Genomic DNA, 17115 nt, shown 5'->3' on the forward strand with positions numbered 1-17115 from the left:
CTGGAAGGAGGCTCCGCATGACCAACCCCGTGGACGAGCTCGTACGCCGGACCGCCGAACGCCTGGCGGCCCGGCGGAAGGGCGCGGTCGTCGTCGGCGCGGCGCACGGCGACCTGACGGCGACGTACGGCGCCGACCCCGGCACCCTGTTCGAGGTCGGCTCGATCACCAAGACATTCACCTCGCTGGCGCTGGCCCGGCTGGTGGTACGCGGCGAGCTCACCCTCGACCGGCCCCTGCGCGACCTGCTGCCGGCCGCCGTACCGCGCCGCGACGGCCATGACATCGAGCTGGTCCACCTCGCCTGCCACACCTCAGGGCTGCCCCGGCTGCCGAAGGGGCTGATGCCGCGCGCCCTGTGGCAGACCGCCGACCCGTACGCCGGATGCACCGAGGCGGTGCTGCTGGACGGTCTGGCCCGGACGCGGCTGCGCTCCACACCCGGACGCCGCTTCCGCTACTCGAACCTCGGAGCCGGACTCCTCGGCCTGGCGCTGGCCCGGCACGCGGGCGTCGGCTACGACGAGCTGATCCAGGCGGAGATCTGCCGCCCGCTGGGCCTGACCGACACCCGGGTGACCCTCACCGGTGAGCACGCTTCCCGGCTCGCGCCCGGCCACTCCGCCTTCGGCCGGCCGCGTCCCGGCTGGCGGCTGGCGGCGCTCGCCGGGGCGGGCGGCCTGCACTCCACGGTGCCCGACCTGCTGCAGCTCGCCCGGGCCACGTTCGGGGAGGCTCCCGAGGAGCTCGTGAAGGCCGTCGCCCTCACCCGCGGCACCGGCCACCGCCTGGGCCGGGGGAGCACCGCGCATCCGGGCTGGTTGTCGATGACGCGGGCGGGCGATCGGGAGGGGCCGCGTTTGTTGTTCCACAACGGCGGCACCGGCGGATACCGCTCACTGCTGGCCGTGATCCCGGAACGCCGTGCGGCCGTCGCCGTCCTCAGCGCCGACGCGCGCGCGGTCGACCGCACCGGCCTGGGGCTGCTGGCCCAGCTGGTCTCCTCCTAGAGGGTCACGTACCGGCGGACGACCGGCCCCAGGTAGTCGACGTGCGGACCGTCGAGCTCCGCCAGCTCGGCCGGGGAGCGGACCAGGGCGATCCGGTCGAACTCGGGCTCGCAGCCCCGTGCCGTCTCCGAGGCCACCAGGGCGGCGAACCGTTCGCTCAGCACCGACGCCGGCAGGGGCGGGGCCTGGAACACCGCGCCGACGTTCCCCTTCTCGCCGCGCGAGACCAGCCACAGGGTCAGCTCGCCGGGATCTGCCACCACGCCCGTCTCCTCCACCAGCTCACGGGCGGCGTGCCGGCGCAGCGCGGCCAGGTCGAGCGGCTCGCCGCCGGCCGGCGGCTCGACCGTTCCGCCCGGCAGCTGCCAGCGGCCCGGAGCCGCCGTGGACGCCGACATCCGGCCCGCGACCAGGGACCCGTCCTCCGCCGGCTGCACGATCGACACGAACAGGGACGGCAGCCACGACGCGGCCCCGGGCACCCGGCGCAGGGCGTAGTAGCGGTAGGTCGTACGGGCCCAGGTGATGACCAGGTCGCTCCGCCCCTCCCGGTCCAGCCTGGTGCACGAGGCCACCGGCCCGTCGAAGAGGAGCGGATTGTCCCGTACGGACGCCTCCCACACGCGGTTCATGGCCGCCTCGTCCTCGGGCGACACGTACGGCGGCGGGCCTTCGACCAGGCGGATCCCGCGAACGTCCAGCAGCTCGACGCCGGAGGACTGCAACAGTTGTTCGGTCACCGGCTCATGCTCGCCGACGACATCGCAGGTCGCCCGGGACTCGACCGTCTGTGTCCCGGGGCACGACCGGCTTTTGGTATTTGCCCGAGGGCGCCGCCCGGCCCGGTACGGCCGGGCGGCGCGAGCGCTAGACGAGGCGGGTGACGAGGCCGGTGTCGAGGGAGTAGTAGGCGCCGACGATCTTCAGCTGTCCTCGGGCGATCCGGCGGGCGAGCAGTCTGTTCGCCTTGAGCTCGGCCACGACGCCGGTCGTGTTGAGCCTGATCATCTTGTCCACCTTGCCGCCCGCGCGCTTGTACGCCGGGCGCAGGGCCTTGACGATGTCCTGCAGGCTCCCCGGGAGCCGCTCGCCTTCGCTCAGCGCGTGCGCGGCGGCTGACACCGCGCCGCAGCGCTGGTGGCCCAGCACCACGATCAGCGGGACGTCCAGCTCGGCGGGGCCGTACTCGATGGCGCCCGACACGAGCGGGTCGATGGTCTGGGCGGCGCTGCGCACCGTGAGGAGGTCCCCGAGGCCGGCGTCGAAGACCATCTCCGGGGGGACGCGGGAGTCGATGCACGACACGACGGTCGCGTACGGCTCCTGCTTCTCGGCGACCTCGGCCCGTCTGGCGAGGTCCTGGTGCGGGTGGAGCACCTCGCCGGAGACCCAGCGGCGGTTGCCCTGCCTGAGCTGCGCCCAGGCGTCGTCGGGGGTGCGTCGCCGGGTGGCGGAGGCGGGTACGGCGGGGGCGCCTAACAGCAGGCCGGCGGTGAGAAGCCCGGTGGTGCGGAGGATTGCGCGACGGGGGACAATCTTCGCAGTCATGGAATTCAGTATGGTGTATACACCACCGACTTCTTGGCATATTTCTGTCATGTCGCAATGACGACGCTCCTACCCCTGGTGGACCGTGATCCGCTGCTGGGATTCTCCAACCTCGACATGGTTCATCCGGGGAGACGACGATGCCGCGAGGTTGGTTAGGCGCGAGAACACGCCCCTGGGCGAAGGCGCTCGGCGCCGGCACGCTCGCGGCGCTGCTGCTGGGCGCACCGCTGCCGGCGTACGGAGCGGAACCCGCCCAGGCCCGCGCGGTGGGCACCGTCACGCTGGTCACCGGCGACCGGGTGTCGGTCTCCCGGCAGCCGGACGGCACCCACCTCGCCACCCTGCTCCCCCGCGACGGCGGGAAGCCGCAAGGCGCGGTCAAGGTGGTGGAGCGCGGCGAGGACGTGTACGTCATCCCGGCGGAGGCCCAGGCCCACGTCGTGGCCGGCGTGCTCGACCGTGAGCTGTTCAACGTCACCGGCCTGCTCGCCGACGGCCACGGCGACGGCCCGACCCCGCTGATCGTCGCGTACGACGAGGTGCCCGGAGCCCGAGCCGCCGAGCAGGCCCCCGCGCACAGCACCCGCACGGCCACCCTGGAGAGCATCGACGCGGTGGCCGTCGAGGTCCCGGCCGGCGAGGCCGCGGCGTTCTGGGCCGGCCTGCGGGGCTCGCTGGACGCCGGCGCGCGGCAGGCGGCCCCCGGCGTCAAGCGGGTCTGGCTCGACCCGACGCTGGAGGCCGATCTGGCCGAGAGTGTCCCGCAGATCGGCGCTCCGGCCGCGTGGAAGGCGGGGTTCGACGGCGCGGGGACGACGGTCGCGGTGCTCGACACCGGCTACGACCCCGCCCATCCCGACCTCGGCGGCAAGGTCCAGGGCTCGGCCGACTTCACCGGCTCCGGCGTCGCCGACCGCCACGGCCACGGCACGCACGTGGCCGCCACGGTGGCCGGCGGCGGCGCCGCGTCCTCCGGCACCCACGTCGGGGTCGCTCCCGGGGCCGGGCTGCTGGTCGGCAAGGTGCTCGGGGACGACGGCAGCGGCCAGGGCTCCTGGCTGATCGAGGGCATGGAGTGGGCGGTGTCCCAGGGCGCCGACGTGGTGAACATGAGCCTGTCCACCGAGGCGACCGACGGCACCGACCCGCTGAGCCAGGCGGTCAACGAGCTGAGCGCCCGTTCCGGCGCCCTCTTCGTCGCCGCGGCCGGCAACACCGGCCCGGATGAGCTCACCGCGCGTTCCCCGGGTGTCGCGGACGCGGCGCTGTCGGTGGCCGCCGTGGACAAGTCCGACGTGCTCGCCGATTTCTCCAGCCGCGGCCCGCGCCTCGGCGACCACGCCGTCAAGCCGGACCTCGCCGCCCCCGGTGTCGGCATCGTGGCCGCCCGGGCCGCCGGCACCGGCCTGGGCACCCCGGCCGGGGAGGCGTACACCTCGGTCTCCGGCACTTCGATGGCGGCGCCGCACGTCGCCGGGGCCGCCGCGATCCTCAAGCAGCGCCACCCCGACTGGACCGGCGAGCGGATCAAGGCCGCGCTGGCGGGCTCCGCCCACGAGGTCCCCGGCACCGTGTACGAGGTCGGCGCCGGGCGGGTCGACGTCGCCCGCGCGGTGGCCCAGACGGTCACCGCGAGCCCCGCTTCGCTCAGCTTCGGCCGGCACCCGCACGATTCCCGGGACCCGGTCACGCAGACGATCACCTACCGCAACGACGGCGGCGCGGACGTCGCTCTCTCGCTCGCCGTCACGACCGACTCCCCGGCCGGCCTGTTCACCCTCGACCGGAGCACGCTCACCGTGCCGGCCGGCGGGACCGCCGAGGCGAGGCTGAGGCTGGATCCGGGGCTCGCGGAGTCGGCGACGTACGGCGGCCGGGTCACCGCGACCGGCGACGGCGCCGTCGTCCGCACCGCCTTCGGGGCGCGCAAGGACCCCAGGATGGTGCAGGTCACCGTCGAGGGCATCACCCAGAACGGCTCCCCCGCGGCCGGCGGCAGCTCGGTCGACCTGTGGAACCTGGACACCGACGCCTGGCTGACCGGGCTGTTCGGCGGCAAGGGCGGCCCCGGGCCCGCGGTCGTGTCCGTTCCGGTCGGGACGTACAGCGTGACGAGCGCCCTGTGGACGCTCGACGACTCCGGCGCGTACGGCAGGGACGTCGCGCTGGTCGCCGAGCCCGAGATCGAGCTGACCGAGGACACCCGCCTCGTCCTCGACGCCCGCACCGGCTCGCCGCTCAACCCGATCACCCCCGACCCGACGGAGGCTCGAGAGCTCACCCTCGGCTACCACCGCGCCGCCGGCGAGCACGACTTCTCCGTGCACTACCTGATGGACCGGTACGTTCGCCACGCCTACGCCGTGAAGACCGAGCCGGTCGGCCGGGGCGACTTCGAGGTGTCGGCGCACTGGGAGCTCTACGCCCCCGAGTTCACCATGAAGCTCGCCGGCTCCACGCTGGAGGCGGAGTACGCCATCGACTCGCCGCGGATCGACGGGCGGCACCGGTACGTGCTCGCGGACGCCGGGCGCGGGACGCCCGAGGACGTCGCAGGCCGGGACCTGCGCGGCCGGCTGGCCCTGGTGCGGCGCTCCGCCGACGTGAGCGTCGCGGACCAGGTCAGCACGGTCGGCGAGGCGGGCGCGGCCGCCGTGATCATCCACCACGACCGTCCCGGTTTCCTCATCACCCAGGTGGCCTCCCCGATCCCGGCGTTCACCGTGGAACAGGCGGTCGGCCAGGAGCTGCTCGCCCGCGTGGGGTCCCGGCTGGAGATCACCGGAATCCCGGACAGCCCGTACGTCTACGACCTGTTTCCGTACTACGCCGGGCGCGTCCCGGCGAAGATCGAGCGGCGGGTCGAGCACCGGGACCTCGCACGGACGACGGCGCACTACTACGGCGGCACCGGGCGCGGCGCCGAGGTGAACTTCCCGCACCGGCCGTACGACAGCTACATCATCCGGCAGGCGCAGGAGGTGGCGATCCCGTCCACCCGCACCGAGTGGACCACCGCCGGCGACGGCGTCGTGTGGCGGCCGTTCACCTGGCGTACCGCCGGCCAGGACGGCGGGCTGCTCGGCTCGCCGCGGTCCTACCGGGCGGGGCAAAAGCGGACCGAGGAGTGGTTCGCCCCGGTCATGCGGCCCGGGGTCCCGGAGGTGCTGGAGGACGACGACGCGCAGTGGGGCCTGCCGGGCTTCCGCGAGGGTGATGCGTTCACCGTCATGGTCCGGAACATGCTCGACGGCGGCGACCACTTCTCCGAGCGCGAAGGTGAGGCGCGGGCGCGCCTCTACCGCGACGGCGAGCAGGTGGCCGAGCGGGACGCCCTGGAGGGCACCTGGCCGGCGGCCGCGGAGCCGACCCGCTACCGGCTCGAACTGGACGTCCAGCACTCCGAGCCCTGGTGGGAGCAGGCCACCCGCACGCGCACCGTGTGGGGGTTCGACTCCCGCCGGCCCGCCGAGGGCAAGCGGGAGGTCCTCGACCTGCTGCAGATCGACTACGACGTGCCGGCCGGCCTGGACGGGGCCGTCCCGGCGGGCAAGCCGGCCAGGCTCGGGCTGCGGATCTACCCGCAGACGCACCCGGACGCCCTCGTGAACGCCGCGGTGAAGGTGTGGACGTCCCATGACGAGGGGGCGAGCTGGCAGCAGGCCCGCAAGGTCAAGCAGGCCAAGGACGGCTCGCTCGACGTGACCGTCACCCACCCGAAGGGCGCGAAGTCGGTCAGCCTGCGCGTCGAGGCGGTCGCGCGTGACGGCGTCTCCATCGACCAGACGGTGATCCGCGCGTTCGGCCTCTCCTGACCCCCGGCCGCCCCTGACCTTCCCCCATGGGGCAGGGGCGGCCGGTTTACCCGCGGAATGGGCGATCTACCTCGCCGTACGAGCAAGTTGGCGGAAGCCAGGTCGGCTCCCGTCCATGAACACGGCGAATTACGGATACATCCGACTCGGAGGCTGTTTTCCGAGGTCGCGCCGGTTCGCGGCCCGCGTGAAGGGCGCGTTCCATGGCTGTGTACGCCTACCGGTGTCCGCACTGCTCCGCGATCGAGGTCGCCTTTCCGATCGGCACCGCACCCGCCGCGGTGCCGTGCCCCGGCTGCGGCGCGTCTTCGGCCCGGACGTTCTCGGCGCCGATGCTGACGCGTACTCCGGCTGCCCTGTCGGCTCAGTCGCGGCGTGCGGAGCGCAGCGCCTCCGAACCGGAAGTGGTCACGTCCCTGCCGCGACGCCGCGCTCCAGGCCCGGTGGCCGCCCATCCCGCCGCTCGCCGCCTGCCGCGTCCGTGACCGTCCCCGCCTCGCCGCGCCGAAAGGAATCCAGCCGTGCCTGAGCTGATCTTCCCGCTAGACTCGACCAAGAAGTTCACCGACCAGGCCAAGGTCGGGCACAACCGCTGGCATCCCGAGATCCCGCCCGTGGCCTGGGTCAAGCCCGGCGACAGCTTCCGGGTGCACTGCCGGGAGTGGTTCGACGGCGCGATCCACAACGACGACTCCGCCGAGGACGTCCGCGACGCGCCGCTGACCACGGTCCACGCGCTGAGCGGCCCGTTCGGGGTCGAAGGGGCGGAGCCGGGCGACCTGCTCATCGTCGACATCCTCGACCTGGGCCCCATCCCCCAGGAGGACAGCGGCCCGCTGGCCGGTCAGGGCTGGGGCTACACCGGGATCTTCCCCACCAGGAACGGCGGCGGGTTCCTCACCGAGCAGTTCCCGGACGCGTACAAGGCGATCTGGGATTTCTCTGGCCAGAACGCCACTTCGCGCCACATCCCGAGTGTGTCTTTCACCGGGATCGTGCACCCCGGGCTCATGGGCACCGCGCCGTCGGCGGAGCTGCTCGGGAAGTGGAACGCGCGCGAGGCGGCGCTGATCGCCACCGACCCGCGGCGGGTGCCGCCGCTGGCCCTGCCACCCGAGCCGCAGGACGCCGTCCTCGGGTCCGTGCCGCAGTCCGAGTTCGACCGGGTCGCCGCCGAGGCGGCACGTACCGCACCACCTCGGGAGAACGGCGGCAACCAGGACATCAAGAACCTCACCAAGGGCTCCCGCGTCTTCTACCCCGTCTACGTCTCCGGCGCGAACCTGTCGGTCGGCGACCTGCACTTCTCGCAGGGCGACGGCGAGATCACCTTCTGCGGCGCCATCGAGATGGGCGGGTTCATCGACCTGCACGTCGACCTCATCAAGAACGGCATGCAGACGTACGGCGTGGGCGAGAACGCGATCTTCATGCCGGGCCGCGTCAACCCGCAGTACAGCGAATGGCTGGCGTTCTCCGGCGTGTCCGTCACCCTGGACGGGGAGCAGCGCTACCTCGACTCGCAACTGGCCTACCAGCGGGCCTGCCTGCACGCCATCGACTACCTGACGACGTTCGGCTACAGCCCCGAGCAGGCGTACCTGCTGCTGGGCGCCGCGCCGATCGAGGGCCGGCTGTCCGGGGTGGTGGACATCCCGAACTCCTGCGCCACCGTCTACCTGCCGACCGCCATCTTCGACTTCGACGTCCGCCCGAACGCCTCCGGTCCCGCCCGCGTCCCCCAGGGCACCACCGCCCCGCACGCCAGCTTCACCTGACCGGGGAGGTCACGACGGATAGGGAACGGTCTCGCGGGCCGAGTGGAGCGCTCCCGCCCACCAGGCCAGCTGGTCGAGCAGCGTCTTGGCGTACCCGGACGCCTGCGGGTCGAGCGGGAGACCGTCCTGCCAGGCGGTGAAGTAGTTGGGGAACGCCAGACCGTCGCGGATCGTCACCGCGTGCAGCTCGGTCAGTACGTTCTCCAGGTGCAGCACGGCATGCCGGCCCCCCGCCGCGCCGCCGTAGCTGACGAAGGCGACGGGCTTGGCCGTCCACTGGGTGAAGTGCCAGTCGATGGCGGCCTTGAGCGAGGCGGGGTAGCTGTGGTTGTACTCCGGCGTGACGATGACGAACGCGTCGGCGCCCGCCAGGGCCGAGGTCAGCGCCGCCATCCCGGCCGGGCGGGGGTAGCTCTCGCCGGCGTACTTCGGCGACTCGGCCGGCAGCGCCAGCGGGATCTCGACCTCCGCCAGGTCCACGACCTCGACCGTGAATCCCCCGTGCTGACGGGCCTGGTCGGCCACCCACGACGCCACCACGGGACCGAACCGGCCTTCCCGTACGCTTCCGACGACGATCACGAGCTTGTGCTTGTTGTCCATGCCCACCACCATCGGGCGTCGCCGTGGTCACAACCAGACCGCGCTCAGGCTGGCCCCCGCAGGGCCACCTCCAGCCCTCCCGCGAGCTGAGTACGGCGTCGTAGGCTCATGGCATGGGTACGCCGTTGGGTGACTTCATCCGGGCCAAGCGCGACAGTACGCAGCCGGACGTCCTGGGCCTGCCGGATCACGGCCGCCGCCGATCCCCCGGTCTGCGACGTTCCGACGTGGCCGCCAGAGCCGGTGTCAGCGTCGAATACCTGACCCGCATCGAGCAGGGCCGCGACCGCAACCCGTCGCCGGCCGTGGTGAACGCGCTGGCCGACGCCCTCAGCCTCGACCCCTCGGAACGCAACCACCTGCGCTATCTCGCGAACATCGCCGGCGGTGCGTGCGCGCCTCCCGGCCGGCCCGCCCCGCCGCGCCGCGACATCCGGCCGTCCGTCCTGGAGACCCTCCGCCTGCTCGAACCGGGCATCGCCGTGGTGGCCAACCGGGTGGGCGACATCCTCGCCCACACCCGCGGCTACGAGCTGCTGATGAGCGGGACGGGCCTGCTCGACGCCGACCAGCCGAACCTCACCCGCTACGTCTTCACCGACCCCGCCGCCCGGACGTTCTTCGCCGACTGGGACGCCGTCGCGGACGAGCAGGCGTTCGACCTGTGGCACGCGCCCTCGATCCATAACTTCGAGTGGCTCACCGCCGAGCTCACGCCCGTCGCCGGCCCCGACTTCACCCAGCGCCTGAACCGCCACCACGTGGTCCCGCAGCGCGGGGTCCTGCGGCTCAACCACCCGTCCGGTCACGAGCTCCGCCTGCAGCGCGAGACGCTGGAGCTCTCCTCGGACGCCCAGCAACTCGTCGTCTTCCTCCCCGCCGACGAAGCGACCGCCCAGATCGTCGAACAACTCCGCCGCCCCACCCACCTGCGCGCCGTCCAGTGAACGGGCCGGCCATAGCGTGACGGCCGCGAGGAGGCGCAGGTAAGGGGCTTGCCATACTTGCGCGCATGACGACGCCGGCCATCCAGACGTCCGGCCCCCTCTGGCGGGGTCTGTTGCTGGTCTGCCTGGCAGGCGTGGTCTGGGGCACCATCGGGCCCACGGCTCAGGTCGTGCACGACGCCTCCGGGCTTTCGGCGCTGACGATCGGCGCCTACCGCGCGATCGCCGCCGTCGTCGTGCTCGTCGCCGCCGCGGCCATGATGGGCCGGCTGCGCGCGTGCGTGTCGCTCGGCCGCCGCCACTGGCGTCGCGTGAGCGCCGTGGGCGTGCTGACCGCCGCCTTCCAGCTGCTCTTCTTCGTGGCCGTCCTCTGGGCCGGAGTGAGCGTGGCGACCGTGGTCAGCCTCGGCTTCGCCCCTGTGCTTCTGCTGGTCATCGGCAGCGCGCGACGCCGCAGCCGGCCGTCCGCCGGTCAGGTCCTCACGGCCGCCGTCGCCCTGTTCGGGCTGCTGCTCATCAGCGTCGCGGGGGGAACCGCCGAGGAGGCGCCGCACCCCACTCTCGGTGTCCTCGCCGCCCTCGCCTCGGGTGCCGCGTACGCGCTGTCGGCGGAGTCGGCCGCGCCGCTGACCCAGCGACTGGACACGCTGACTCTCACCACGGTCACCATGTCGGTGACCGCGGCGGCCCTGGTGCCGGGCGGTCTGCTCGTGGCGTACGCCCGCGGCGAGCCGCTCATGACCGGCGACACCGGATCCTGGCTGCTCATCGTCTACCTCGGGACCGTGACGATGGCCCTGGCGTACGCGCTGCTCTACGCGGGCCTGCGGACCACGCCGAGCGGAGCGGCGGTCGTGGCCACGCTGCTGGAACCCGTCACCGCCGTCGTGATCGCCATCGTGTTCCTGGGCGAACGGCTGACGCCCGCCGGTCTGGCGGGCGCCCTCCTGATCATGGCCGCGATCGCCACTCTGGGCCGCCGTTCCGGAGCCGCGTCGAGCCGGCCTACTCGTCCTCGGCGAAGACGACCTCGCGCCGCTTCCGGATCGCCGGCAGGACGGCGATGACGAGCGCCGCCACGGCCAGGCCCAGGAGCACTGCGGAGATCGGCCGGGTCACGAAGACCGACGGGTCGCCGCGGGAGATGATGAGCGCCCGCCGCAGGTTCTCCTCGACCAGCGGCCCGAGGACGAAGCCGAGCAGCAGCGGCGCCGGCTCGCAGCCGCACTTGATCAGGACGTAACCGAGGATCCCGAAGAAGACGATCGCGTAGACGTCGTACGCGTTGAACCCCAGCGAGTACGTGCCGATCGCGGCGAACAGGATGATCATCGGGAACAGCACCTGGTACGGGATGCGCAGCATGCGCACCCAGACGCCGATCAGCGGCAGGTTCAGCAGCACGAGCAGCACGTTGCCGATCCACATCGACGCGATCAGGCCCCAGAACAGCTCGGGTTCGTCGGTGATGACGTTCGGGCCGGGGGTGATGCCGTGGACGATGAACGCGCCGACCATCAGCGCCATGACCGGGTGGGCGGGCAGGCCCAGGGTGAGCAGCGGGATGAACGACGTCTGCGCGGCGGCGTTGTTCGCCGACTCGGGCCCGGCGACGCCCTCGATGGCGCCGTTCCCGAACTCCTCCTTCCGCTTCGAGATCCGCTTCTCGACGGCGTACGAGGTGAACGAGGCCAGCACGTGGCCGCCGCCGGGCAGCACGCCGAGCGCGGCGCCGAGACCGGTGCCCCGCGCGATCGGGCCGACGATGCGGCGCCGGTCCTCGCGGGTCGGCCAGAGGTTCTTCACCTTGCCCACGATCGCCGTGCGCGTCTGCTCGTTCTCCAGGTTGCGCAGGATCTCGGCCACGCCGAACATGCCGACGGCGACCGACACGAAGTCGATGCCGCCGTACAGCTCGCGCTGTTCGAAGACGAACCGGGGCGTACCGGTGTAGATGTCCTGGCCGACCGTGCCGAACAGGACGCCGAGCGCGATCATCGCCAGGGCCTTGAGCGCCGAGCCGCGCGCCAGCGCGATCGACACGATCAGGCCGAGCACCACCAGCGAGAAGTATTCGGCCGGGCCGAACTCCAGCGCGACGCGGGCCAGCGGCGGGGCCGCGACGGCCAGCGCGACGGTGGCCACCGTACCGGCGATGAAGGACCCGACCGCGGCGGCGGCCAGCGCCGCGCCGGCCCGGCCCTGCCGGGCCATCGCGTGCCCGTCCAGTGCGGTGACCGCGGCGGACGACTCACCGGGCAGGTTGATCAGAATGGCGGTCGTCGAGCCGCCGTACTGCGCGCCGTAGTAGATGCCGGCCAGCATGATCAGGGCCGTCACCGGCTCGAAGCTGAAGGTGATCGGCAGCAGCATCGCCACCGTCGCCGTCGGCCCGATGCCGGGCAGCACGCCGACCGCCGTCCCGAGCAGCACTCCCAGGAAGCAGTAGAGGACGTTCTGGACTAAGAGGGCGGTCGAGAAGCCCAGCGCGAGGTTGTCGAGAAGTTCCATGCCTCAATCCGGATGCCGCGTCAGAACCCCAGCCAAGGGCCCCATAGCGGGATCTGCAGCTGAAGTCCGACGACGAAGATGAGCGTGCCGGCCACGGTCAGCCCGGCGGCCACGGCCAGGGCCGTGAGCGGCCGTACGCGCGTGCTGGCCAGCGTGGTGAGCAGGGCGGTCACCGCCGACGTCGGCACGAACCCGAGGCCGCGTACGGTGAATCCGAAGAACACGACCGCGAGCACGATGACGCCGACCGCCCGCCAGGGGATCGGCCCGAACGAGATCATCTCGCCGGCGACGAGCCCCTTGACGACGATCGCCAGCCCCAGGGCGGCCAGGATCAAGCCGACCAGCAGCGGGAAGGCGCCGGGGCCCATCCGCAGCGGGGTGCCCAGCTCGTAGCCGAGCGACCCTGCCACGAATGCGCCACCGATCAGGACGAACATTCCCCCGGCTAGCACGTCGGGGAAGGACCGGCGGCGCTCCACCTCAGGACGCCTTGACGCCGGCGTCGGCGATGACCTTCGCCCAGGTGCCGAGCTGCTCTTCGAGCTTGGTGCGGTGCGCCTGCGGGGTGGCGTCCTCGGCGGGGACCGGCGCGGTGCCGAGCTTGGCCATCTGGTCGATGACCTTCTGGTCGGCCAGCGCCACCTTCAGCGCCTCGGACAGCTTCTGGACGACGTCCTGCGGCGTGCCGGTCGGGACGTAGAGACCGTGCCACACGCTGACCTCCAGCTGGGGCAGCCCGGCCTCGGCCGTGGTGGGCAGGTCGGGCAGGCTCTTCACCCGCTCCGGCGTGGTGACGGCGTACGCCTTGACCTCGCCCGCGGAGATCTGGCCGCTGGTGTTGGTCGTCTGGTCGCACATGAAGTCGACCTGGCCGCCGACGAGGTCGGTCAGCGCGGGGCCGGTGCCCTCGTACGGGACCTCCTGGAGCTTGACGCCGGCGGCTGTCTGGAACAGCAGGCCGCACAGGTGAGAGGCGGCGCCGATGCCGGCGTTGGCCAGCGTCACGGTGTCGGCGTTCGCCTTCACATGGGCCACGAGGTCCTGGAGCGTCGCGGGCGCGAAGTCCTTGCGGGCGACGACCGTCATCGGCACCTCGGTGACGAGCCCGACCGTCTGGAAGTTCTCGAGCGGCGTGAAGCCCAGGTCCTGGTACAGCGCGGGCGCCGTGGACATGCCGATGTGGTGCATGAGGACGGTGTAGCCGTCCGGCTCGGCCCGCGCGACCTCGCCGGCGCCGACCGTGCCGCCCGCGCCTTCGACGTTCTGGACGACGATCTGGGCGCCGAGCTTGGCGGCCATCGGCTCGGCGATCAGACGGGTGACGGTGTCGGTCGGGCCGCCCGCGCTGAACGGCACGACGATCGTGATGTTCTGGTCCGGGTAGCCGCCTCCGGCGTCGCCTCCGCCGGTGGCACCCCCGTTGCCGGAACAGGCGGCGGCGAGCGAAACGACGCCGATCGCGGCGATCATCCGCGCGGCGGCCCGGTACCTGCTGGTCGTTCTCATTTCGCGGCCTCCTCGTCAGCGCATTCGCATTCGTCCGTGAGTGCGCGGCCTCAGTCTCGGCTCGCCAGGAGATGAATGGTGTCAGAGGAATCCCAAGGAATGCGGCAAATGTCAGAGGAATCCCAAGAACTGAAGGGCTAACGCTTGCGTCGATGCGGACCGTACAATCCGGTATGCGGATCACCATCATCGAAGATGACGACCGCGTGGCGCGGGGTCTGGTGACAGTTCTGGCCCAGGCGGGCTTCGAGGTCCACCGCATCGCCACCGCCGCGGAGGCCGTCCGTGCCGCACCGTCCGATGTGGTCCTCGTCGATCTGAACCTGCCCGACGGCGACGGTCTCGACGTGATCCGCAAGCTGCGCGACCGCCCGGAGACCGCCGTCATCGCCGTGACGGCGCGCTCGGAGGAGCACGAACGGGTCCGCGGCTTACGCGCCGGCGCCGACGACTACATCGTGAAACCGTTCGGCATCCCGGAGCTGCTGGCCCGGATCGACGCCGTCCTGCGGCGCACCCGGGTCGCCCGTGCCATGAGCCACCCCGACGAGCCGATCGTGCTCGGCCCGATGCGGATCGGCATCGGCACCCGCGAGGTCACCGTCGAGGGCGCGCCCGTGACGCTGACCCGCAAGGAGTTCGAGCTGCTCCTGCTGCTGGCCCGGCGGGCGCCGAACGTGGTGAGCCGCGACGTCATCCTCGACCAGATCTGGGGCGCGACCTGGGAGTCCTCCAGCCGCACCCTCGACACACACATCGCGGCGTTACGCCACAAGCTCGGGCCTGCCGTGGTCATCCGCACGGTGCACGGGGTCGGCTATCGGCTCCTGGCCGACCGGCCGGAGATGACCGGCTGACGCGCCGTGCACCGTCGCCTGCTGGTCGTCCTGGTGCCTCTCGCGGTGCTGCTCGTCGCGGCGCTCGGGGTGCCGCTCAGCGTCACCGTGGCCGAACGGGAGATGCAGGAGACGTACGTCGACCGGCTCAACGACGTCGGCCGGTTCGCGTCGCTGGCCGACACGGCGCTGTCGACCGGGCGGACCGAGGCGCTGCAGCTGGAGCTGGCGCGCTACCACGAGCTCTACGGCATCCCGGTCGCGGTGATCGACACGTCGGGCACGGTGCTGCTCGGGCCGGCCGGCGCGTACCAGGAGGCGGCGCGGGCCGAACCGGCGCTGCCCCGGATCGTGACCACGGCGCTGGCCGGGACAAGGTCAGAACCGTCCGGCGAATGGGCGCCGTGGGACGACTCCGCGCTCGTGGTCGCCGAGCCGGTGGGCCGCGACAGCGAGGTCGTCGGCGCCGTCGTGACGATCTCCGACCTGTCGAAGACGCGCCACCGCATCCTCGTGCGCTGGGCCCAGCTGGCCGCGCTCGGGCTGCTGCCGCTGGTCGCGCTGGTGGCCGTCGCCTGGCCGGTGTCGGCGTGGGTGCTGCGGCCGGTACGGGAGCTGGACGCGGCCAGCTCCCGCATCTCGCGAGGCGACCTCACGATCCGGGCGGACGCCGAGGCCGGCCCGGTCGAGCTGCGGCGGCTGGCGGAGTCGTTCAACACCATGATGGACGCGGTCGAGAACGCCGTGCAGCGGCAGCGGGCGTTCGTCTCCGACGCCTCGCATCAGTTGCGCAACCCGCTGACCAGCCTCCGGCTCGCCGTGGAGAGCCTGGAGCCGCATCTCGGCACGGGCGGCAACGGGCGGCAGGTGTACGACATCGCCGTCGACGAGCTGAAGGCGATGCAGCGGATGCTGAACTCGCTGCAGGCCATGGCGCGGATGGAGAGCATGCGGACGGCGTCGCCGGTGGATCTCGACGCGGTGCTGGCGACCCGGGTGGAGCGGTGGCGGGCGCTGACGGCGACGGCGGGGCAGACGCTGACGGTGGACGTGCCGCCGGGTCTGCGGCTGCTGGAGCCGCCCGGCGGGCTGGGCAGCATCCTGGACGAGCTGATCAGCAACGCGTTGCGGCTGTCGAACGCGCAGGTGGTGGAGGTGAGCGCCCGGGTCGTCCCCGCGGGCGCGGTCACGGGCGCGATCACGGGCGCGATCACGGGCGCGATCACGGGCGCGATCACGGGCGCGATCACGGGCGCGGTCACGATCACCGTCCGCGACGACGGCCAGGGGATCGACGCCTCCGAGCGGGCCCAGGCGCTGCGGCGGTTCTGGCGGTCGCCCCGGCACCAGAACGTGTCCGGCACCGGCCTGGGGCTGGCCATCTGCGCCGACCTGGTCGGGGCGGCCGGGGGCGAGCTGCGGCTGGAGGACGGCCTGTCGCGTCCGGACGGGTCCGGGCACGGATTCGCCGCCGTGGTCGCGTTGCCCGTCGTCCCGCGGGCGGCCTCGCCGTCCGACGCCCCGGCCGCGTCGCCGGTCTGAGGCGGCCGCGCGGGTCAGCGCTTGCGGTCGCGGAACCAGGCGGCCGCGCCCGGATGCAGCGGGATCGACGCGGTGGAGATCCCCGTACGCACGTTGATCTGCCATGCCTCGGGAACGTCTTCGGCTCCGTAGCGGCCGGCGGAGGTGATCGTGCGGGTGTGCGTGAAGACCGTGTCGGTGATGGCGTAGACCAGGTCGCCCGGCAGGTCGTCGCGTACGAGCAGCACGTTCGGCACGGCGATGGTGTGGGTGGCCGGGACGCCGGCGTAGGCGGTCGCGGGCACCATGGCCGGGGTGTAGGGGCCGGGGAACGCCGTGAAGAGCGCGTCCGCCCGGGTGTCCAGCGGGATCAGCCGGATCGGGTGCCGCTGCGCCAGCTCCGTGATGGCGGGGGTCGGGACGCCGGTCAGGGAGAACATCGCGTCGATCTCGCCGTCGCGCAGCGCGGCCGCCGACTCGGCCTGACTGAGGTAACGCACGTCGGCTCTCACCGGGCCGAGCCGCAGAACCCGCAGCGACGTGAACTCCGTGCCCGAGTCGCGGGCGCCCAGGGAGACGCGCTTGCCCTCGAGATCGCGGAACTCCTCGATCGCCGAACCGGCCATGACCACGAGATGCAGGTGACTGTCGTAGAGCCGGCAGATCGCCGACAGCCCCTCGGGCGCGCTGCCATCGGTCCTGATCAGCGCGTCCAGGCTGGTCAGCCCGAGGTGCACCTCACCGGCCCCCAGCATCCGGATGTTGTCGGTGGAGGCCCTGCTCGGCACGGTGCTCACCGTGGCGCCCGTCACCTGCTCGGTGATGTGCACGGCCAGCGCACCGCCGATGCGCCGGTACACCGCTCCCGCCGGCCCGGTGGCCAGCCGCAGGTGGACCTTGCCTGCCTCGGGCTGCCGGGAGCAACCGACGAGCAGCCCACCGGCGGCCAGCAGCACCGCCCGCCGCCGTAACTCCGGGTTCAGCACCATGCCGAGATGATACGGACGGCCGGTGGCGGCCCGCCGGGATCCGGC

The 17115-nt window shown here is 72.6% G+C and carries 15 protein-coding genes; 8 read left to right on the forward strand and 7 right to left on the reverse strand.

All coding sequences use genetic code 11. From position 1 onward, the window contains the following. Positions 1-17 precede the first annotated feature (17 nt). The gene (locus tag ACIBP6_RS30450) at positions 18-1010 is read left to right on the forward strand and encodes a serine hydrolase domain-containing protein (RefSeq protein WP_397057308.1); all 993 of its coding nucleotides are present in this window, start codon (positions 18-20) and stop codon (positions 1008-1010) included. On the opposite strand, the gene ACIBP6_RS30455 is transcribed toward ACIBP6_RS30450, so the two are convergent. Both ACIBP6_RS30455 and ACIBP6_RS30460 read right to left on the reverse strand, forming a co-directional pair. Then, complete coding sequence (locus ACIBP6_RS30455) at positions 1007-1750, reverse strand: NUDIX hydrolase (RefSeq protein WP_397057309.1); 744 nt, start codon at positions 1748-1750, stop codon at positions 1007-1009. The genes ACIBP6_RS30450 and ACIBP6_RS30455 overlap by 4 nt on opposite strands. Positions 1751-1877: 127 nt before the next feature. Then, positions 1878-2558 carry a carbonic anhydrase gene (locus ACIBP6_RS30460; RefSeq protein WP_397057310.1) on the reverse strand — a complete coding sequence of 227 codons (681 nt, stop codon included), beginning with the start codon at positions 2556-2558 and terminating at the stop codon, positions 1878-1880. Between the two features lie 140 nt (positions 2559-2698). Here ACIBP6_RS30460 and ACIBP6_RS30465 point away from each other — a divergent pair, with 140 nt between their 5' ends. From ACIBP6_RS30465 to fmdA, 3 genes are all read left to right on the forward strand, one after another. Further along, a complete protein-coding gene (locus tag ACIBP6_RS30465; RefSeq protein WP_397057311.1) occupies positions 2699-6376 on the forward strand; it encodes a S8 family serine peptidase in 3678 nt (1225 codons plus the stop codon). Between the two features lie 203 nt (positions 6377-6579). Then, positions 6580-6861, forward strand: coding sequence for an FmdB family zinc ribbon protein (locus ACIBP6_RS30470; protein ID WP_132617300.1), 282 nt, complete (start codon positions 6580-6582; stop codon positions 6859-6861). 36 nt (positions 6862-6897) lie between these two features. After that, positions 6898-8154, forward strand: coding sequence for a formamidase (gene fmdA, locus ACIBP6_RS30475; protein WP_397057312.1), 1257 nt, complete (start codon positions 6898-6900; stop codon positions 8152-8154). Between the two features lie 9 nt (positions 8155-8163). Here the strand turns inward: fmdA and ACIBP6_RS30480 are convergent, their stop codons facing one another. Continuing rightward, the gene (locus tag ACIBP6_RS30480) at positions 8164-8757 is read right to left on the reverse strand and encodes an NADPH-dependent FMN reductase (RefSeq protein ID WP_397057313.1); all 594 of its coding nucleotides are present in this window, start codon (positions 8755-8757) and stop codon (positions 8164-8166) included. Positions 8758-8870: 113 nt separating this feature from the next. On the opposite strand from ACIBP6_RS30480, the gene ACIBP6_RS30485 reads away from it, so the two are divergent. After that, positions 8871-9704, forward strand: coding sequence for a helix-turn-helix domain-containing protein (locus tag ACIBP6_RS30485; RefSeq protein ID WP_397057314.1), 834 nt, complete (start codon positions 8871-8873; stop codon positions 9702-9704). A gap of 65 nt (positions 9705-9769) precedes the next feature. After that, on the forward strand, positions 9770-10771 hold the full coding sequence (locus tag ACIBP6_RS30490) for a DMT family transporter (protein WP_397057315.1): 1002 nt from the start codon (positions 9770-9772) through the stop codon (positions 10769-10771). Here ACIBP6_RS30490 and ACIBP6_RS30495 read toward each other — a convergent pair. Genes ACIBP6_RS30495 through ACIBP6_RS30505 form a run of 3 tightly spaced genes read right to left on the reverse strand, consistent with a single transcriptional unit; the run spans position 10710 to position 13724 of the window. After that, a complete protein-coding gene (locus tag ACIBP6_RS30495; RefSeq protein ID WP_397057316.1) occupies positions 10710-12215 on the reverse strand; it encodes a tripartite tricarboxylate transporter permease in 1506 nt (501 codons plus the stop codon). The two genes, ACIBP6_RS30490 and ACIBP6_RS30495, sit on opposite strands and share 62 nt — an antisense overlap. A gap of 20 nt (positions 12216-12235) precedes the next feature. Next, on the reverse strand, positions 12236-12697 hold the full coding sequence (locus ACIBP6_RS30500) for a tripartite tricarboxylate transporter TctB family protein (protein WP_397057317.1): 462 nt from the start codon (positions 12695-12697) through the stop codon (positions 12236-12238). A gap of 1 nt (position 12698) precedes the next feature. After that, complete coding sequence (locus tag ACIBP6_RS30505; protein WP_397057318.1) at positions 12699-13724, reverse strand: tripartite tricarboxylate transporter substrate-binding protein; 1026 nt, start codon at positions 13722-13724, stop codon at positions 12699-12701. 173 nt (positions 13725-13897) lie between these two features. Between ACIBP6_RS30505 and ACIBP6_RS30510 the strand changes: the two genes are divergently transcribed. Together ACIBP6_RS30510 and ACIBP6_RS30515 are read left to right on the forward strand one after the other, a co-directional pair. Then, on the forward strand, positions 13898-14581 hold the full coding sequence (locus ACIBP6_RS30510) for a response regulator transcription factor (protein WP_397057319.1): 684 nt from the start codon (positions 13898-13900) through the stop codon (positions 14579-14581). Between the two features lie 6 nt (positions 14582-14587). Further along, positions 14588-16102, forward strand: a complete 1515-nt coding sequence (locus ACIBP6_RS30515) for a HAMP domain-containing sensor histidine kinase (RefSeq protein WP_397057320.1) — start codon at positions 14588-14590, stop codon at positions 16100-16102. 14 nt (positions 16103-16116) lie between these two features. Here the strand turns inward: ACIBP6_RS30515 and ACIBP6_RS30520 are convergent, their stop codons facing one another. Then, positions 16117-17070 (reverse strand): TAXI family TRAP transporter solute-binding subunit, encoded by a 954-nt coding sequence (locus ACIBP6_RS30520; protein ID WP_397057321.1) that lies wholly within the window; start codon positions 17068-17070, stop codon positions 16117-16119. Between the last annotated feature and the right edge of the window lie 45 nt (positions 17071-17115).

This window comes from Nonomuraea terrae (assembly GCF_044465245.1).
Lineage (GTDB): Bacteria > Actinomycetota > Actinomycetes > Streptosporangiales > Streptosporangiaceae > Nonomuraea > Nonomuraea terrae.

Excerpts from the sequence above, each read along its gene's own strand:
- ACIBP6_RS30510 (WP_397057319.1), top strand. The coding sequence starts at position 13,898 with ATGCGGATCACCATCATCGAAGATGACGACCGCGTGGCGCGGGGTCTG.
- ACIBP6_RS30460 (WP_397057310.1), bottom strand. The coding sequence starts at position 2,558 with ATGACTGCGAAGATTGTCCCCCGTCGCGCAATCCTCCGCACCACCGGG.
- ACIBP6_RS30450 (WP_397057308.1), top strand. The coding sequence starts at position 18 with ATGACCAACCCCGTGGACGAGCTCGTACGCCGGACCGCCGAACGCCTG.
- ACIBP6_RS30485 (WP_397057314.1), top strand. The coding sequence starts at position 8,871 with ATGGGTACGCCGTTGGGTGACTTCATCCGGGCCAAGCGCGACAGTACG.
- ACIBP6_RS30505 (WP_397057318.1), bottom strand. The coding sequence starts at position 13,724 with ATGAGAACGACCAGCAGGTACCGGGCCGCCGCGCGGATGATCGCCGCG.
- ACIBP6_RS30470 (WP_132617300.1), top strand. The coding sequence starts at position 6,580 with ATGGCTGTGTACGCCTACCGGTGTCCGCACTGCTCCGCGATCGAGGTC.
- ACIBP6_RS30495 (WP_397057316.1), bottom strand. The coding sequence starts at position 12,215 with ATGGAACTTCTCGACAACCTCGCGCTGGGCTTCTCGACCGCCCTCTTA.
- ACIBP6_RS30480 (WP_397057313.1), bottom strand. The coding sequence starts at position 8,757 with ATGGACAACAAGCACAAGCTCGTGATCGTCGTCGGAAGCGTACGGGAA.
- ACIBP6_RS30520 (WP_397057321.1), bottom strand. The coding sequence starts at position 17,070 with ATGGTGCTGAACCCGGAGTTACGGCGGCGGGCGGTGCTGCTGGCCGCC.
- ACIBP6_RS30490 (WP_397057315.1), top strand. The coding sequence starts at position 9,770 with ATGACGACGCCGGCCATCCAGACGTCCGGCCCCCTCTGGCGGGGTCTG.
- ACIBP6_RS30465 (WP_397057311.1), top strand. The coding sequence starts at position 2,699 with ATGCCGCGAGGTTGGTTAGGCGCGAGAACACGCCCCTGGGCGAAGGCG.